This is a genomic window from Amycolatopsis sp. NPDC026612 (assembly GCF_040638285.1).
Classification (GTDB): domain Bacteria; phylum Actinomycetota; class Actinomycetes; order Mycobacteriales; family Pseudonocardiaceae; genus Amycolatopsis.
In genome coordinates, this window is sequence record NZ_JBEZYB010000050.1 from 41,879 (window position 1) to 57,765 (window position 15,887).

Below are 15,887 nucleotides of genomic sequence, written 5' to 3' on the forward strand. Positions count from 1 at the left end.
CCCGTCGGCGGCCTGTCCCGGTCTGCTCACTTGGCTCCTTCGGTCGTGGGAATGGCGAGTTCCGCGGCGTCAGCCATCGGCCGGTGCGCCGAACTCGACGTCGGTGAACGAATACGGCGGCCACGGCCCCGATGTCTCCACCGTTGCCCCCGCCGCGCGCAGTTCGCGGGCGAACCACTCCACCTCCGCGTGGAACCCCGCCTCCCGCCCGGTCTCCACCAGATACGCGGTCTTCACCAGCACACCGTGCGGTCGCGTCCGCTCCATGCGGTCGGCTGCGTGCCGGCGCAACGCTTCTTCGAGCCGCCCGGCCGCACCGGCCACGTCTTCGCGGGCCCGCTGGATCGCCTTCAGCCTCTCGCGCCGGCGGACGAGGTACTGCGTCCCGGTCAGGCCCGCCGAGCCGGGCCGGCTGGTCGCCGCGGGCTCGGTGTGCCGCACCCGGACGCCCCACTCGCGGTGGCCGGCCACCTCGTCGAGGCAGTCGCGCGCCTGGTCGTAGGCCGCCACCAGGAGCCGGCGGGCGGCGTCTTCGCCGTCGAGGACCGTGCCGAACCGCAGCGGCAGCACGGGCTCGCTGCGGAAGACCGCTCGCACCACCGCGTCGTGGTCGCGGGCGAGCTCGGCGAGCGTGCCGTCGACCGGGTCAAGGGTGTCAATGCGGTCGAAGCGGGCCGGCGCCACCTCGGAGACCACCACGCCGAGGTCCCGGTAGCCGATCAGCCGCGGCGCCGGGTCGATGTCCAAAACGGACGGCCGGTTGCGGGTGATCGCGTACGCGCGCAGCCAGTTTCCGGTGCTCACCGCGGTTCTTCCTTCCCGCCGGCACGGGGAACCGCGCCGGATCAGTCCTGCCGGTCGGCATCGCGTGATTCCCCGCCAATTCTTGCGAATTATTCTTTTGGCCAGAGAACGGTGGTGGCGATTTCGTCATCGCCTTCCTCGTCGCAGGTGGATGCTCACCGTAGCAACACGAAGGATCAGCCGCAGGGACGTCACCGGACGATATTTTCACCGGTTCGCGGGAACGATTGGGCGATCCGCGGCAACCGGCGGCGACAAACGGCGCAGCACCGGAACACCCAGCGGAACCATTATCCGGAAAACACCGGCCCGATTACGATCGAGTAACGTCCACGAGGCGGTACCCGACGCCCCGGACCGTCTCGATGGTGTGGGTGCCGAACGGCGCGTCGATCTTGCGGCGCAGGTACCCGATGTACACCTCGACGACGTTCTCGTCGCCGTCGTAGTGCGCGTCCCAGACGTGGCCGAGGATCTCGTTCTTCGACAACGCCGTCCCCGCCCGCCGCAGCAGGAACTCCAGCAACCCGAACTCCCGCGCGGTCAGCTCGATCCGCTTTTGTCCTCTGTGGACGGTTCGGGCCGAGGGGTCGAGCCGCAGGTCGCCCGCCTCCAGCACCGCCGGGCGGGCCGGGGCGCCGCGGCGCAGCAGCGCTCGCAGCCGGGCGATCAGCACGACGAAGGAGAACGGCTTGGACAGGTAGTCGTCGGCGCCGAGGTCGAACGCGTCGGCTTCGTCGTACTCGCCGTCCTTCGCCGTCAGCATCAGCACCGGTGTCCAGTTCTCCGCCGCCCGCAGGCGCTTGAGCACTTCGTAACCGGACAGCTCGGGCAGCATGATGTCGAGCACCACGACGTCGTACTCGTGCTCGGTCGCCCGCCAGAGGCCGTCGCGACCGGTGTGCGCGACGTCGACGGTGAAGCCCTCGGCGACCAGCCCCCGCCGCAGGGTCTCCGCGAACTCGCGCTCGTCCTCCACGATCAACAGGCGCACTACTCCTCCTTCGGCAGTTCGATCACCGGCAGTTCGATCACGAACCGCGCCCCCGGCTCGTCCGACGCGGCGTAGCGCGCCCGGCCGCCGTGGCGCGCCGCGATGCCGGCCACGATCGGCAGGCCCAGCCCGGTCCCGCCGTGCCCGCGCTGCCGCGACGCGTCGAGCCGGACGAACCGCTCGAAGATCCGTTCCCGGTCGGCTTCCCCGACGCCGGGGCCGTCGTCGCTCACCTCGACGACGGCGAGGTCGCCGCGCACCGTGCTGCTGACGCGGATGCGCGAGCGCGCGTGCCCGCGCGCGTTGTCGACCAGGTTGCGCACCGCCCGCCGCAGCTGGGCCTCGCTGCCGTGCACCTTCGCCGGCCCGGCCCGGACCTCGACGTCCACCGCGGTTTCGCCGCGGACCCGCTCGGCCTCGGCGCGGACGATGTCGTCGAGGTCGACCTCGGTGCGTTGCGGCCGGTCGGTCGCGTCGTCGGTGCGCGCCAGCATGAGCAGGTCGTCGACGAGTTCGCGCAGCCGCGCGGTTTCGCGGGCGATCACCGGCACCAGGTCCCCGGCGCTCTCCGGGTGCCGCCCGGAGACGTCCAGCGCGGTGCTGATCGTCGACAGCGGCGAGCGCAGTTCGTGGCTGGCATCCGCGACGAAGCGGCGTTGCGCGGCCTGCGCCGACGCCAGCCGACCGAGCATCTCGTTGAGCGTCACGGCCAGGCGGTGCACCTCGTCACCGCCCGGCGGCAGCGGTACCCGCGCGGCGAGGTCGCGCGTCGAGATCTCCGCGACGGTCCGCCGCATCCGCTCGACCGGCCGCAGCGCCGAGCCGACCGCGCGGTACACCGCCAGCCCGGCGATCGCCAGCAGCGGCACGGCGATCAGGCCGAACAACAGCGTCAACCGCGTCGACGCCTCCGTCACCGGTTCCAGCGAGCGCGCCGAAATCACGGTGAACGGGCCGCCCGGGCCGGCCACCTCCTGCGACACGACGCGGTAGTCGTCGCTGTCGCCGTTCAGCCCGAGCGGGAGGGTCTCGATGACCTCCTGCCCCACGACCGGGCGGGCCGTGGTCAGCGGCTGGTGCCCGACGATCGCCGGGTCGCTCGCGATCGGCGTGCCCCGCGCGTCCAGCACCTGCGTGACGGCTTCGGTGTCGCCGGTGCTGGCGACGTCGCTCGCGCTCAGGTCACGCGCGCCTTCGCGGACGAGCTGGATGGCGACCTGCCGTCCGGTGCTGCGGGCACTCTCGGTGACGCTGCGGTCGAGCGACTCCTCCAGCAGCAGCACCACGACCACGCCGGCGGCGGCGATGGCCAGCGCGAGCGCGAGCACCGCCACCGCGGTGGTGCGCATCCGGACGCCGGTCGCGGCGATCACCTTGCCCAGTTTCACCAACGCAGCGTAACGACCGCCGCGGACCCCGACCGCCCCAATGTGGCCTTCGGTGCGTTGAACGCACCCAATGTGGCCTTCGGTGCGTTGAACGCACCCAAGGCCACATTGGGGCGCTGGCCGGTGGGCGACAGCGGCGGCCGGGGACGGGGCCGGGCCACGGTTCACCGGCGGCGGCGCGGGACGGCGAGCCGCTCGCCGCGCAGGCGCTCGACCTCGCCGAGGCCCAACGGGCCGAGCGGGTACCCGACCGTCCAGGCCAGCAGCAGATCGGCCAGCGCGGGGTTGCGGGCGAGCGCCGGGCCGTGCAGGTAGGTGCCCACGACGCGATCGGTCACCGCACCCTCGGTGCCGTCGCCGTTTCCGGTGCCGCGCACGACCCGCCCGAGCGGCTCGCTGTCGGCGCCGAGCTTGCTGACGCCCAGGTGGTTCTCGAACCCCGTCAAGGCTTCCCCGTCCAGGAGCCGGGACGACGTCGCGACCAGTTCGGCGACCGCGCGCCGTCCGCCGGGTTCGGTGGTGACGTCGAGCAGGCCGAGCCCGTCGTGGTCGACGCCGTCGAGGCCGCGGAAGCGGAGGCCGAGCACCTGCAGGCCGGCGCACACGCCGAACACCACCGCGCCTGCGGCGACCGCCCGCCGCAGGCCGGGGTACTTCCGCAGGTGCGCGGCGGCCAGCACCTGCGCGCCGTCCTCGCCCCCGCCGAGCAGGTAGAGATCCAAAGTGGACGGGACCGGGTCGCCGAGGCCGACGGGGACCACTTCGGCGTCGAGCCCGCGCCACTGCAGCCGCTTGGCGAGCACCTGGGCGTTGCCCGTATCGCCGTAGGTGCCCAGCACCTCCGGCAGCAGCAGTCCGATGTAGACGGTCGAGTCACCCACCGGGCAGCCTGCCCACCAGCTCGCGGAACGCGGTGTAGTTGGCGACCAGCTCGACGGCGCCGGGCGGCAGCGCGTCGATCGCGGCGACCGGGTCCGGCTCGGCCCAGTGCGCGACTTCGGCGTAGCAGAGCCGCACGGAGAGGTCGGCGCCGCGCTCGCCGGTGACGACCACCTGGCGCCCGCGGAGCCGTTCGAAGTGCACGTCCCACAGCCAGGACAGGTCCCGGCCGTCGGCCTCCTGGGCGTTGACCGCGACGACGACCGGGGTGTCCTCGTCCAGCACGCGCAGCGTTTCCACCCAGCCGGCCGGGTTCTTCGCCAGCATCACCCGCACGGAGTGCCGCGACCGGCGGATCGTCCGGTAGCGGCCGCCGATGTCGGTGATGGTCCGCAGCCGCGCCGCGGCGGTGTGCGGCGGCACGCCGAGCCGGTGCGCCGCGGCGAGCGCGAGCGCGGCGTTCGCCCGGTTCACCTCGCCGGGCAGCCGCAGGTCGAGGTCGACCTCGCGGCCGCCGGGCGTCCGGACGAGCTCGCCGTCGAGCGTCCAGCCGGGTTCCGGCCGGGCGAGCCCGCACTCGCAGCCCCAGTGCCGCTCCCGGGTTTCGACGCGGCCATCGCACCGCGGGCACGCCGTGGAGTCGCCGGTCCAGCGGTGGCCGGTGCTCACCCACACCGCCTTCGCGGCCGCACTCGCCGCGGACGTCACCAGGACGTCGTCGCAGTTCGCGACGACGACGGTGCCGGGCAGCTTTTCGATGGCGGCCCGCAGATCGCGTTCGGTGGCGCGGACCTCGCCGACGCGGTCCAGCTGGTCGCGGCTCAGGTTGAGCAGGACCAAGACCGCGGGCCGGACCTGGTCGGCCACCCAGGGCAGGTAGGTCTCGTCCACCTCGAGGACCGCGTAGGGCGCGTCGGGCCGGGCGGTCAGCGCGGCGAGGATGCCATCGGGCATGTTGGCGCCGTCGCTGTTGGCGGCGACCTCGGCCAGCGTTTCGAGCGCGCGGGCGAGCATCAGCGACGTCGTGGTCTTGCCGTTGGTACCGGTGACGAGCACGACGGTGCGTTCCCGGCCGAGGCGGCGCAGGGCGAGCGGATCGAGCGCCAGCGTGACGCGGCCCCCGATCATGCCACCGCCGCCGAGCCCCGAGCTGCGGGAGAGCCAGGCGGTCAGCCGCCCGGCGGCCACGGAGGCGCGGGTGCGGAGGGGGCTTCGGACGGACACCGGCTGGATGGTGCCCGCCGGGCGCTGTGAGTTTCCTGAGTCCGTGGCGTGGGTCTCCCCAGCGTGACGACCTTGCCGGGTGACGCGTCGCAGAGCCGTTCACTCCCGTTCGGCGCGCTGCGGCGGACGGTGATCGCTGCGTACGCGGACTGCAGGAGCGGGGCGCGCCGGGGCGGCCAGCTTTCGACGAGGTTCAAGCGATAATCGCCCTGGAGCAGCTCGGCGATTCGCCCGGGGCCCAGCGGCCGCTGAGTACCCCCAGGCCGCTGACCACCCGCAGGCGGGCCAAGACGGCTCGCGGTGCGACCCGGGCGGGGCCCCGCGCATGGCAACGTGGGCAAGCCCGCTCCCCCGCGCACCCGAGGCCGTTCGCGGGGGAAGCGCCGGACGAGCCGACGCCGATCGTCACTCGCCCGCGGGGGCGCCCCCCTGGTCCAGCGTATCGACGCGAACCGACGAGAACGGCGAAAGAGCGTTGCCCGGAGCCGGTTTATCCACATTGCGCCAACCCTGTTGACAACTCGCGCGCGCATTCACGGATATGAACGAGCCCGCACGTCGAACTTGTCGAACGCAGCCGGTAGCCGCTGCGCAACCGCCATAGGTAGGAAACTTAACCATCGGATGTTGAACCAATTAGCGCCCACAACTACTCGCGTTGTTGTGAGTCATTCCAAGATCTTCCCCCCATACATCGGAGGTGTTACCGTCCAAACCCAGCCAGCGGAAAGGCGTATCGCTGAGCGGGAAAACGTCCAACGGAGGGCAACGTGGGACCGGAGCGCGGGCTGGACCAGAGCGGAACTCTCGAACGCGGGCTCGCTGTGCTGGAGCACGTGGGCCGGCACCAGGAGATTTCCACCAATGCGATCGCGCGGCAACTGGGGCTTTCCCGCAGCGCCGCCTACCGCATCGTCGGCACCCTGAAGAACCTCGACTATCTGGAAGCCGACCAGGTCACCGGCCGGGTGCGGCTGGGGACGCGGCTCGTCGAACTCGGCGCCCGCGCGATGGCCGCGACCGATCTGCACCGGTGTGCGCCGCGGTACCTCGCCTCGCTCGCGGAACGGTCCGGGGAGACCACCTACCTCGCCGTGCCGGACAACGACACCATGGTCTACGTCGCCACCGAACGCAGTGCCGGCGCCGTCACCCTCGCCTGCCGGCTCGGCACGCGGCGGCCGCAGCACGCGACGTCGCTCGGGAAGGCGTGGCTCGCCGCGCTGCCCGAGGCCGACCGGCTCGAGCGCGTCCGCCGGATGAAGCTGGATTCCCTGACCATCAGGACGATCAACGACCCGCACCGGCTGCTCGACGAGCTCGCGAAGACCAGCCGCCGGGGCTGGGCGGTCGACGAGGTCGAGAACGAGCCGGACGTCGGCTGCGTCGCCGCTGCCGTCCGCGACCACTCGGGACGGCCGATCGCCGCCATCAGCATCGCCGGGCCTGCCCCGCGGGTGCTGCGCCGCCTCGACGAACTCGGCGCCTCCGTTGCCGGGACCGCCGCCGCGCTCTCCCTGCGGCTCGGCTACGTCCGGAGCCGGCCGGCCTGATCACCCGATCCCGGCGAAGGAGCCGACCGTGACCTGGATCCAGGACTACCAGCCGGCCGGCGGGCTGTGGCTTTCCGCGCTGCTCGCCGCGCTCCCGATCATCGTACTGCTCGGTTCGCTCGGGGTGATCCGCTTCTCCGCGCACCTTTCGGCGGCTCTCGCGCTGGTCACCGCCCTCGGCGTCGCCCTGCTGCTGTACCGCATGCCGGCCGCGCTGGCGTTCGGCTCGGCGGCGATGGGTGTCGTGTTCGGCGTGTGGTCGGTGGCCTGGATCGCCTTCCACGCCGTGTACTTCCACAACGTCACGGTCGCCACCGGCCGGTTCGACGCGATCAAGCGGGTGCTCGCCGGGTTCAGCGAGGACCGGCGGCTGCAGGCGCTGCTCATCGCGTTCGGCTTCGGCGCGCTGCTCGAAGGCGTCGCGGGCGGTGGGTCGCCGATCGCGATCACGGCGGCGATGATGGCCGCGCTCGGGTTCCCGCCGGTGAAGGCCGTCGTGCTGGCCCTGCTGGCGAACACCGCCCCGGTGGCGTTCGGCGGGCTGGGCAACCCGCTGATCGTGCTCGGCAGGCTGACCGCGCCGATCATGCACCTCAAGCAGGACCAGGCGACCGAGCTGTTCTCGGCGGCGGTCGGGCGTCAGGTCCCGGTGCTGGCGTTGATCATCCCGGCGTTCCTGGTCGTGGTCCTGGCCGGCTGGAAGCGCATGCTCGAAGTGTGGCCGGCGGTGCTGACCGCCGGGCTCGCGTTCGCGGCCATGCAGTTCGTCGCCTCCAACTACATCAGCGCCAGCCTCGTCGACGTCCTCGCGGCGCTCACCGCGATGGCCGCGCTGTGGATCCTGACGCGGTTCTGGCAGCCCGCGGCGGTGTGGCGCTTCGACGGCGAGGAAGCCGCCGTGGTCAAGAGCCTCGGCGCCGCCCAGGCCGAGCGCGGCGCGCTGTACGCGTGGATGCCCTACCTCGTCCTGATCCTGGCGATCTTCCTGTCGCGGATCGGCACGATCTTCAAGCACCTCCCCGGCTGGCTCGACCTGACCAAGCTGCTGCACAAGGCCGACTGGATCTTCGCGTGGCCGGGACTGCACAACCACGTCGTGCAGCACCCGCCGATCACGGCGAAGAACGCGCCGTACGCGGCGACGCTGACCGTCGACTTCCTGTTCTCGCCGGGCACGGTCGCCCTGATCGCGGCGGTGCTCGCGGGGTTCGCGATGGGCGCGCGGCCCGGTCTGCTGCTCAGGACGTACCGCAGCACGCTGTTCCAGATGCGCTGGGCGCTGGCGACGATCTTCACGATCCTGGCCATCGCGTTCGTGATGAACTACTCGGGCGCGACGCAGACGCTGGGCCTGGCCCTGGCGACGACCGGCGCGGCCTTCCCGCTGTTCTCGGCGTACATCGGCTGGCTGGGTGTGTTCCTGACCGGTTCGGACGCGTCGACGAACAGTCTGTTCGGCCCGATGCAGGTGATCTCGGCGCAGCAGCTGAACCTGAACCCGATCCTGGCGGGCGCGACGAACACCTCGGGCGGCGTGATGGGCAAGATGATCTCGCCGCAGAACCTGTCGATCGGCGCGACGGCGATCGGGCAGAGCGGCAAGGAGGGCTCGCTGCTGCGGCAGACGTTCCTGTGGTCGCTGCTGCTGACTGCCGTGGTCGGCGTGATTTCCCTGCTCCAGGCGACAATCCTGACGGCGATGATCCCGTCGCCCTAGGCTGGGCGGATGAGTGCAGACGGTCTCGCGTCCTTCGGCTACGAGCTGGGCCTGCTCAAGCGCGTCCGGCGGTCGGGGTGGTGGCACGCGGGGGTCCGCGACCCGGAATCGGTCGGCGAGCACAGCCTGCGCGCGGCCCAGCTCGCGGCGTTGATCGCGGTGGAGGAGGGCGCCGCACCGGAGCGGGCGGCGTTCCTCGCGCTGTGGCACGACACGCAGGAGACGCGCACGGGCGACCTGCCGCTGACTGCCTCCGGCTACCTGCGCAAGCCGGAGCCGCGGGAGATCACCGCCGACCAGACGGCTTCGCTGCCCGAGCGGTCCCGTGCGCTGGTCCGGGCGGCGGTCGACGAGTACGAGACCCGCGAGTCGGCGGAAGCGCTGTGCGCGAAGGACGCGGACAAGCTGGAGATGCTGCTGCAGGCGTTGGAATACCGGGACATCGGGGTGCGGCCGGTCGGCGAGTGGATCGAGTCGGCTCGGCAGGGCCTCCGGACGGAGACCGCGCGGAAGATCGCCGAAGCGGCGTTGACGCTGTCGCCGCTCGCCTGGCGGGACCGTTAGCCGCTCACCGCCGTCGCCCTGCCCAGCAGCAGGGCGCGCTCGCGGGCGTTCTCCGTCATCTCCGCCGCCCGCCGGAACTCCTGCTCGGCCTCCGCGAACCGGCCCAGTTTCTGCAGGAGGTCGCCGCGGACGCTCGGCAGCAGGTGGTAGTCCTTCAACGCCGGTTCCGTGGCGACGGCGTCGACGATCGCCAGCCCCTCCTCGGGCCCGTACGCCATCGCCACCGCGACACCGCGGTTGAGCTCGATCACCGGGGACGGCTGCAGCTTGCCGAGGCCTTCGTAGAGCGCCGCGATCCGCGTCCAGTCCGTCTCCTCGGCCGTCCGCGCCCGCGCGTGGCAGGCCGCGATCGCCGCCTGCGCGGAGTACGGGCCATACGCGCCGTCGGCGATCTGCTCGGACAGGGTCAGCGCCGCGAGGCCGTGCTGGATCAGCAGCCGGTCCCAGCGCGAGCGGTCCTGGTCCAGCAGCAGCACGAGCTCGCCGTCCGGGCCGGTGCGGGCCTTCGCCCGGGACGCCTGGAGCTCCATCAGCGCGACCAGGCCGTGGACCTCCGACTCGTCCGGCATCAGCCCGGCGAGCACGCGGCCGAGCCGCATCGCCTCCTCGCAGAGCGCCGGCCGCATCCAGTCGTCGCCGCGGGTGGCCGAATACCCCTCGTTGAAGACCAGGTAGACGACCTCGAGCACGGACGACAGCCGGGCCACCCGCTCGTCGCCCTCGGGTACTTCGAAGGGCACCTTCGCCGCGGCGAGAGCCTTCTTCGCCCGCACGATCCGCTGGGCGATCGTGGCTTCGCGGACCAGGAAGGCGCGCGCGATCTCGTCGGTGGTCAGGCCGCCGAGCATCCGCAGCGTCAGCGCGACCCGCGCCTGCGTGTTCAGCACCGGGTGGCAGGCGACGAACAGCAGGCGGAGGACGTCGTCTTCGATGTGGTCGTCGAGCGCGGCGTCGAAGTCGGGCAGGACGCCTTCGCCGAGCCGCTGGCCGCGCCCCACTTCTTCGAGCTTCTCCGCGTACCGCTCGTTGCGGCGGAACTGGTCGACCGCACGGCGCTTGGCGATGGTCATCAGCCACGCGCCGGGGTTGCGGGGCACGCCGGACTCCGGCCACTGCTCCAGCGCCGCGACCAAGGCGTCCTGCGCCAGCTCCTCGGCGAGGCCGACGTCGCCGCGAGCCATCCGGGCCAGGCCCGCGATGAGCCGCGGCGATTCGATCCGCCAGACCGCCTCGACCGTGCTCCGGGTGTCCGCAACCGTCACCCGGCCATCAGACAGGGTGATCTCCCGCGGTGCAACCCACTACCCGCTGATCGGGCGAATCTCCATCACTCCGCCCTTCGCCTCCGGGTTGGGCGCCTGCTTCATCAGCTCGACGACCTCCTCGAGCGACTCGCCTTCGAGCACCCAGAACCCGGCGACCAGCTCCTTCGTCTCCGCGAAGGGCCCGTCGATGACCTTCGGCTCGGCGTCGCCTTCGAAGACGACGCGCACGCCCTCCGCGCTCGACGTCAGGCCCTCGGCGAGCACGACGCGGCCCTCGGCGAACAGCCGGTCGTTGAACTGCGCCATCTCGGCCAGCTCTTCGGCGCCGGGCTGGAACCCGGGGGCGTCGGACTCGGGGGTGGCCTTGACCATCACCACGAACCGCATCACGCCTCCCGGGCGCTCTGCGCGCGAAGCCGCCCCTCGAGCGCCTCGACTTCGGGCGTCATGTTCTCGAAGTCGGCCGCCTCGGCGACGCGCCGGATCTCGACCTCGCCGGCCTGGCCGTCGGGGTTGGGCATCCGCTTGACCCACTCGACGCACTCTTCGCGGTCGCGGCACTGCAGGATCCAGAAGCCGCCGACGAGCTCCTTGGTCTCGGCGAACGGGCCGTCGACGACCTTGGGCTCTTCGGTGCCGGAGAAGACGACCCGCGCGCCCTGCGAGCTCGGCGTGAGGCCTTCGCCGGCGAGCAGGATGCCGGCCTTGACCATCTCTTCGTTGAACTTCGTCATCTGCTCCAGCAGCTCGGCGCTGGGGCCCTCGCCCGCCTCGGACTCCTCGTTCGACTTGACGATCACCATGAACCGCACAACGGTCTCCCTTCGTTCGCTTTGCCTACGCGTCGAACGGCCGGGTGCCGGATCGACAGCCTCCGCCGAAAACTTTTCGAGCCGGAAAACTAGCAGCTCAGGGCCGATCCCCGAGACATCTCACCGCGGCGGCCCTGGCAAACCGGGCCCCGGCTAATCTGCCGTCGTGGCGGTACTCCCCGACGACCTCTCCTCCGCGCTCGACGACGAGCTGGCCAAGCACCCGGTGGCCCGGCTGGCGCAGGCCGTCGACCGGCTCAGCACGCGCTACCGCCAAGGCGACGCAGCGACTTCGCCCATCCTGAGCTCCGAAGCCGACGTCGCCGCGTACGCGGGCTATCGCATGCCGGCGACGTACGCCGCTGTACACGCTGTACTCACCGAAGCCGCTTCACGCGCTCCCGGCTTCGCACCGCGTACGCAGATCGATGTCGGTGGCGGGACCGGCGCCGCGGTGTGGGCCGCCGCGGCCGTCTGGCCTTCGCTGGCGAAGTGCGCGGTGCTGGAGCAGGTCGCCGGCGCGATCGGCCTCGGCAAGCGGCTCGCGGCGGGTGCCGGGCGCCCGGCGGTCCGGGACACGGAGTGGCGGCGGGGGTTCGCCGACCCGGCCGCGCCTGCCCCGGACGCGGATCTCGTCACGCTGTCCTACGTGCTCGGGGAACTGCCGGAGGGAACGCGCGCCGACGTCGTGCGCTGGCTGGCGGCGAAGGCCGGGGCGGTCGCCCTGGTCGAGCCGGGCACGCCGGCGGGGTACGAGCGGATCCGCGCCGCGCGGGCCCAGCTGATCGAGCTCGGCCTGCACGTGGTGGCGCCGTGCCCGCACGACGCCGCGTGCCCGATCGTGCCCGGCAAGGACTGGTGCCACTTCGCCGCACGGCTCCCGCGCTCGGGACTGCACCGGCGGCTGAAGGCGGCCACGCTCGGGTTCGAAGACGAGAAGTTCGCGTACGTCGTCGCGACGCGGAGCACGCCGGAGCGTCCGGACGCGCGGATCATCCGGCACCCGAAGAAGCACAAGGGCTGGGTCGCGCTCGACCTGTGCACGGCGGACGGCCTGAAGCCGGGTACCGCCGTTTCGAAGAAGCAGGGCCCGCGGTACCGCGCGGCCCGCGACGCCGAGTGGGGTGACGGCTGGTCTTCCGTCTGACCCCGTGGCAGGGTGGCGGCCCATGGGGAAGGTCATCGCGGAGATCAGCATGTCGGCGGACGGCATCGTCGCCGGCCCGGGGACCAGCACCGAACACCGGCTCGGCCGGGGTGGCGACCTGCTGCACGAGTGGCTGTTCGAAGGCACCGACGCCGACAGCGAGATCGCGGCGAAGCTGTTCGACGGCACGGGAGCGTTCGTGGTCGGCCGCACGATGTTCGACGTCGGCGTCGACCCCTGGGGTGAGGACGGCACGTTCAAGAAGCCGGTCTTCGTCGTGACGAACCGGCCGCACGAACCGGTCGTCAAGGGCCCGACGACGTTCACCTTCGTCACCGACGGCCCGGAAAGCGCGCTGCGGCAGGCGAAAGCCGCGGCGGGCCAGGACAACGTCGTCCTGATGGGCGGCGGCACGACCCTGCGGCAGTACCTGCTGGCCGGGCTGGTCGACGAACTGCGCCTGCACGTGGTGCCGCTGCTGTTCGGCGCCGGGGTCCGGCTGTTCGACGCCGAAGCCGGCGAGCACGTGAAGCTGGAGCGCACCGCGGTGGTGGAGACGCCGAACGCGACGCACCTGACGTTCCGCGTACCGCGCTGAGGCATATCTTCTGGGCATGGCCCGGATCCTGCCCCGGTCGACCCGGTGGCGGGTCGCCCTCTTCGCCGCCCTCGCCTCGGCCGTCGTGCTCGGGCTCGGGTCGTCCTGGTTCGTGCGGTCGCTGCGCAGCGGTCTGGACCTCGCCGCGGTGCGGGTCGCCAACGAAAAGGTCGCCGCCATCGCGGGCCTGCTCGAGGCCGGCGTGTCGCCCACCGAAGTGGCCGGGCAGCTGAACTACGGCGGCTACCAGATCAGCCTCGGCAAGGGGGAAGACAGCGGCTGCCCGGAGCGCCTGGACCAGGGTGGGACTGTCGTCGGGAAGGCGCGGGTCCTGGCGCCCGGCTGCGTGGTGGGGATGCCGTTCCCGATCGACGGCGGCATCCAGTCGGTCACCGGGACCAAGGGCGGAAAGTACTTCGTCCAGGCGCAGACCGCGCTCGACCCGGTCGGCCTCGAGACCGTGGCCAATGCCGAGCAGATCCTCTGGGGCGCGGTGCCCGCGGCTTCGCTGCTCATCGGGGCCGTCGCCTGGTTCGCCGTCCGCCGGTCGCTGCGCGCGGTGGGGGCCATCCGCGCGGAGGTCGACGGGGTCCGCGCGCGGGACCTCGGCCGCCGGGTGCCGGTGCCCGACTCCGGCGACGAGATCACCGAACTCGCCGTGACGATGAACGAGATGCTGGCGCGGCTCGACCGGTCGGTGCAGCGGCAGAGCCAGTTCACCGCGGACGCGTCGCACGAGCTGCGCACGCCGCTGGCGTCGATGCGCACCCAGCTCGAGGTTCAGCTCGCCCACCCGGACCGGCTCGACTGGCGCCGCAGCTTCGAAAACGCCGTGCTGGACGTCTCGCGGATGGAGAGCCTGACCGGGGATCTCCTGCTGCTCAGCAAGCTGGACGCCGACCAGCCGGCCGGGACGGCCCGCATCGCGCTCGCGGACCTCGTCACCGGGCACGTTGCCGCCCGGCTCCCCCGCGACGGCGTCGAAGTGCGCACGGAACTCCACGCCGAGCCGGTGGTCCGAGGGCACGCGGGACGGCTGGAGCGGGTGCTGCGCAACCTCGTCGACAACGCCGAGCGGCACGCCGAAGGCTGCGTGACGATCACGCTCACCGAGGCCGGCGGCCACGCCGTGCTGGCCGTCCGGGACGACGGTCCCGGCATCCCGGACGGCCAGCGTGAGCGCGTCTTCGACCGGTTCGTCCGCCTGGACGACGACCGCGCACGCGAGGACGACGGCGGCTCCGGCCTGGGCCTGGCGATCGCCGCGGAGATCGCGCGGACGCACGGCGGCACGCTGCGCGTCGCCGACAGCACGTCCGGCGCCTGCCTGGAGCTTCGCTTGCCGCTTGCCTGAAGAGTTCTTCAGGCTGCTTAAGCTTCGGTTCAGCGTGGCCGCACGAGCATCTCGCCATGCTGATCGACTTCGCACCCGCTCCGGCGCGCACGCGCGAAACCCGCGCGGTGCCCTACCTCGTCGCCGCGGTCGCCTTCGCCGGGTACGCCGCCTGGTCGCTGCAGCGGCTCCGGACCTTCGATGCGAGCGGGTTCGACCTGGGGATCTTCGAGCAGGCGGTGCGGTCCTACGCGCACGGGCACTGGCCGGTGTCGGACCTGCTCGGCGCGGGCTACCCGACGCTCGGCGACCACTTCCACCCGATACTGGCCCTGCTGGCGCCGTTCTACCTGCTGTGGCCGTCACCGGGGTGCCTGCTGGTCGCCCAGGCCCTGCTGTTCGCGCTGTCCGCGGTGCCGGTGACGCGCTGCGCGATCCAGGTGCTCGGCACTCGCCGGGGCGCGCTCGTGGGTGCCGGGTACGTGCTGTCGTGGGGGCTGCTGTCCGCCGTGAACTTCGACTTCCACGAGGTCTGCTTCGCCGTCCCGATGCTGGCGTTCACCGCCGAGCACCTGCTGCACGGGCGGTGGCGGGCCGCCGTCTGGTGCGCGCTGCCGCTGGTGCTGGTCAAGGAGGACCTGCCGCTGACCCTCGCCGCGGTCGGTGTGGTGCTGGTGCTCAACCGGCAGCGGCGGCTCGGCTGGACGGTGCTCGTCTTCGGCGTCGCCACGTCCGCGCTGCTGTTCCTGGTCGTGCTGCCGGCGCTGAACCCGGGCGGCGCGTACGCGCACAGCGGCGGCTTCAACCCCTTCGGCGGGGCGATCGTCAAGGTCTCGATGCTGCTGGCCCTGCTGGCCCCGACGGCGTTCGCGGCCCTGCGGTCGCCGCTGCTCGTCCTCGCCGTGCCGACGCTGCTGTGGCGTCTGGTCTCGGCGAACGACCGCTACTGGGGCATGGGCTACCACTACAGCGCGGTGCTGATGCCGATCGTGGTCATCGCCGGCGTGCACGGCGCCCGCCGGTTCGGCGGGTTCAAGCGCTCCCTGCCGGTGTGCGCGGTGGTCGTCGGGCTGGGTTCGCTCGGCCTGCAGGCGGCGCACCTGACCAGCGGCGTCTGGACGCCGTCGCAGCGGGACGGCATCGACGCGGTCCTGGCCCGGATCCCGGACGGCGCGACGGTGCTGGCGTCCAACCGGCTGGCCCCGCGGCTGACGTCCCGGTGCACGGTGCTGTTCTTCGACGGCGTGACCGGCGAGCGGCCGGAGTGGGTGGTCGTCGCGAACCCGGAACAGTCCTGGCCGACGACGCTCGCGACGAAGGCCGCGGCACTGACGGACCTGGCGAGCACGGGGTACCTGCGCGTCGACGGGACGGACTCCGTCGTGCTGCTCCACCGTGAGTAGGGAACTCGCAGCGGTAACCGGCCAGTCGGGGGGCGTGCCGGCCGGTTACCGCCGCACCGAGGAAGAGGGAACCCCGCCCCAGGAATGACGCGCGGTCCGCCGCTTCACTCGAACGAGTGACGGGAGGGGCCGGACTCAAGCGCCCCAATGTGGCCTTCGGTGCGTTCAACGCACCCAAGGCCACATTGGGGCGCTCGGGGGCCTGT

Annotated in this window: 15 protein-coding genes; 7 read left to right on the forward strand and 8 right to left on the reverse strand. The window is 72.3% G+C overall.

Annotated elements, in window-relative coordinates:
- Positions 1–69 precede the first annotated feature (69 nt).
- The 5 genes from AB0F15_RS32275 to AB0F15_RS32295 all read right to left on the reverse strand — a co-directional run bounded on the left by AB0F15_RS32275 (position 70) and on the right by AB0F15_RS32295 (position 5,253).
- Positions 70–804, reverse strand: a complete 735-nt coding sequence (locus tag AB0F15_RS32275; RefSeq protein ID WP_360278634.1) for a GvpL/GvpF family gas vesicle protein — start codon at positions 802–804, stop codon at positions 70–72.
- Between the two features lie 313 nt (positions 805–1,117).
- The gene (locus tag AB0F15_RS32280) at positions 1,118–1,798 is read right to left on the reverse strand and encodes a response regulator transcription factor (RefSeq protein WP_360278637.1); all 681 of its coding nucleotides are present in this window, start codon (positions 1,796–1,798) and stop codon (positions 1,118–1,120) included.
- A complete protein-coding gene (locus tag AB0F15_RS32285; RefSeq protein WP_360278640.1) occupies positions 1,798–3,186 on the reverse strand; it encodes an ATP-binding protein in 1,389 nt (462 codons plus the stop codon). Before AB0F15_RS32285 ends, AB0F15_RS32280 begins: the two co-directional genes overlap by 1 nt.
- A 164-nt stretch (positions 3,187–3,350) precedes the next feature.
- Positions 3,351–4,067 (reverse strand): glutamine amidotransferase, encoded by a 717-nt coding sequence (locus AB0F15_RS32290; RefSeq protein ID WP_360278642.1) that lies wholly within the window; start codon positions 4,065–4,067, stop codon positions 3,351–3,353.
- The gene (locus tag AB0F15_RS32295; RefSeq protein WP_360278679.1) at positions 4,060–5,253 is read right to left on the reverse strand and encodes a MurT ligase domain-containing protein; all 1,194 of its coding nucleotides are present in this window, start codon (positions 5,251–5,253) and stop codon (positions 4,060–4,062) included. The genes AB0F15_RS32290 and AB0F15_RS32295 overlap by 8 nt, the downstream gene beginning before the upstream one ends.
- 806 nt (positions 5,254–6,059) lie before the next feature.
- On the opposite strand from AB0F15_RS32295, the gene AB0F15_RS32300 reads away from it, so the two are divergent.
- From AB0F15_RS32300 to AB0F15_RS32310, 3 genes are read left to right on the forward strand one after another with little or no spacing between them, the layout of a single operon-like run.
- Positions 6,060–6,842: an IclR family transcriptional regulator gene (locus AB0F15_RS32300; protein WP_360278645.1), complete on the forward strand. Its 783-nt coding sequence runs from the start codon at positions 6,060–6,062 to the stop codon at positions 6,840–6,842.
- Positions 6,843–6,870: 28 nt separating this feature from the next.
- Positions 6,871–8,559 (forward strand): lactate permease LctP family transporter, encoded by a 1,689-nt coding sequence (locus AB0F15_RS32305; protein ID WP_360278648.1) that lies wholly within the window; start codon positions 6,871–6,873, stop codon positions 8,557–8,559.
- A 9-nt stretch (positions 8,560–8,568) separates the two neighbouring features.
- Complete coding sequence (locus tag AB0F15_RS32310; protein ID WP_360278651.1) at positions 8,569–9,123, forward strand: HD domain-containing protein; 555 nt, start codon at positions 8,569–8,571, stop codon at positions 9,121–9,123.
- Here AB0F15_RS32310 and AB0F15_RS32315 read toward each other — a convergent pair.
- From AB0F15_RS32315 to AB0F15_RS32325, 3 genes are read right to left on the reverse strand one after another with little or no spacing between them, the layout of a single operon-like run.
- Positions 9,120–10,385: an RNA polymerase sigma factor gene (locus AB0F15_RS32315; RefSeq protein WP_360278653.1), complete on the reverse strand. Its 1,266-nt coding sequence runs from the start codon at positions 10,383–10,385 to the stop codon at positions 9,120–9,122. The genes AB0F15_RS32310 and AB0F15_RS32315 overlap by 4 nt on opposite strands.
- A gap of 39 nt (positions 10,386–10,424) precedes the next feature.
- Complete coding sequence (locus AB0F15_RS32320) at positions 10,425–10,775, reverse strand: YciI family protein (RefSeq protein WP_360278656.1); 351 nt, start codon at positions 10,773–10,775, stop codon at positions 10,425–10,427.
- Complete coding sequence (locus tag AB0F15_RS32325) at positions 10,775–11,200, reverse strand: YciI family protein (RefSeq protein ID WP_360278659.1); 426 nt, start codon at positions 11,198–11,200, stop codon at positions 10,775–10,777. Before AB0F15_RS32325 ends, AB0F15_RS32320 begins: the two co-directional genes overlap by 1 nt.
- Before the next feature lie 166 nt (positions 11,201–11,366).
- Here AB0F15_RS32325 and AB0F15_RS32330 point away from each other — a divergent pair, with 166 nt between their 5' ends.
- From AB0F15_RS32330 to AB0F15_RS32345, 4 genes are read left to right on the forward strand one after another with little or no spacing between them, the layout of a single operon-like run.
- Positions 11,367–12,347, forward strand: a complete 981-nt coding sequence (locus tag AB0F15_RS32330) for a small ribosomal subunit Rsm22 family protein (RefSeq protein WP_360278662.1) — start codon at positions 11,367–11,369, stop codon at positions 12,345–12,347.
- 22 nt (positions 12,348–12,369) lie between these two features.
- Positions 12,370–12,945 carry a dihydrofolate reductase family protein gene (locus AB0F15_RS32335; protein WP_360278664.1) on the forward strand — a complete coding sequence of 192 codons (576 nt, stop codon included), beginning with the start codon at positions 12,370–12,372 and terminating at the stop codon, positions 12,943–12,945.
- A 16-nt stretch (positions 12,946–12,961) separates the two neighbouring features.
- Entirely contained in the window at positions 12,962–14,299 is a 1,338-nt protein-coding gene (locus AB0F15_RS32340; protein ID WP_360278667.1) for a HAMP domain-containing sensor histidine kinase, read from the forward strand.
- Between the two features lie 56 nt (positions 14,300–14,355).
- A complete protein-coding gene (locus AB0F15_RS32345) occupies positions 14,356–15,681 on the forward strand; it encodes a DUF2079 domain-containing protein (RefSeq protein WP_360278670.1) in 1,326 nt (441 codons plus the stop codon).
- The last annotated feature ends 206 nt before the right edge of the window (positions 15,682–15,887 follow it).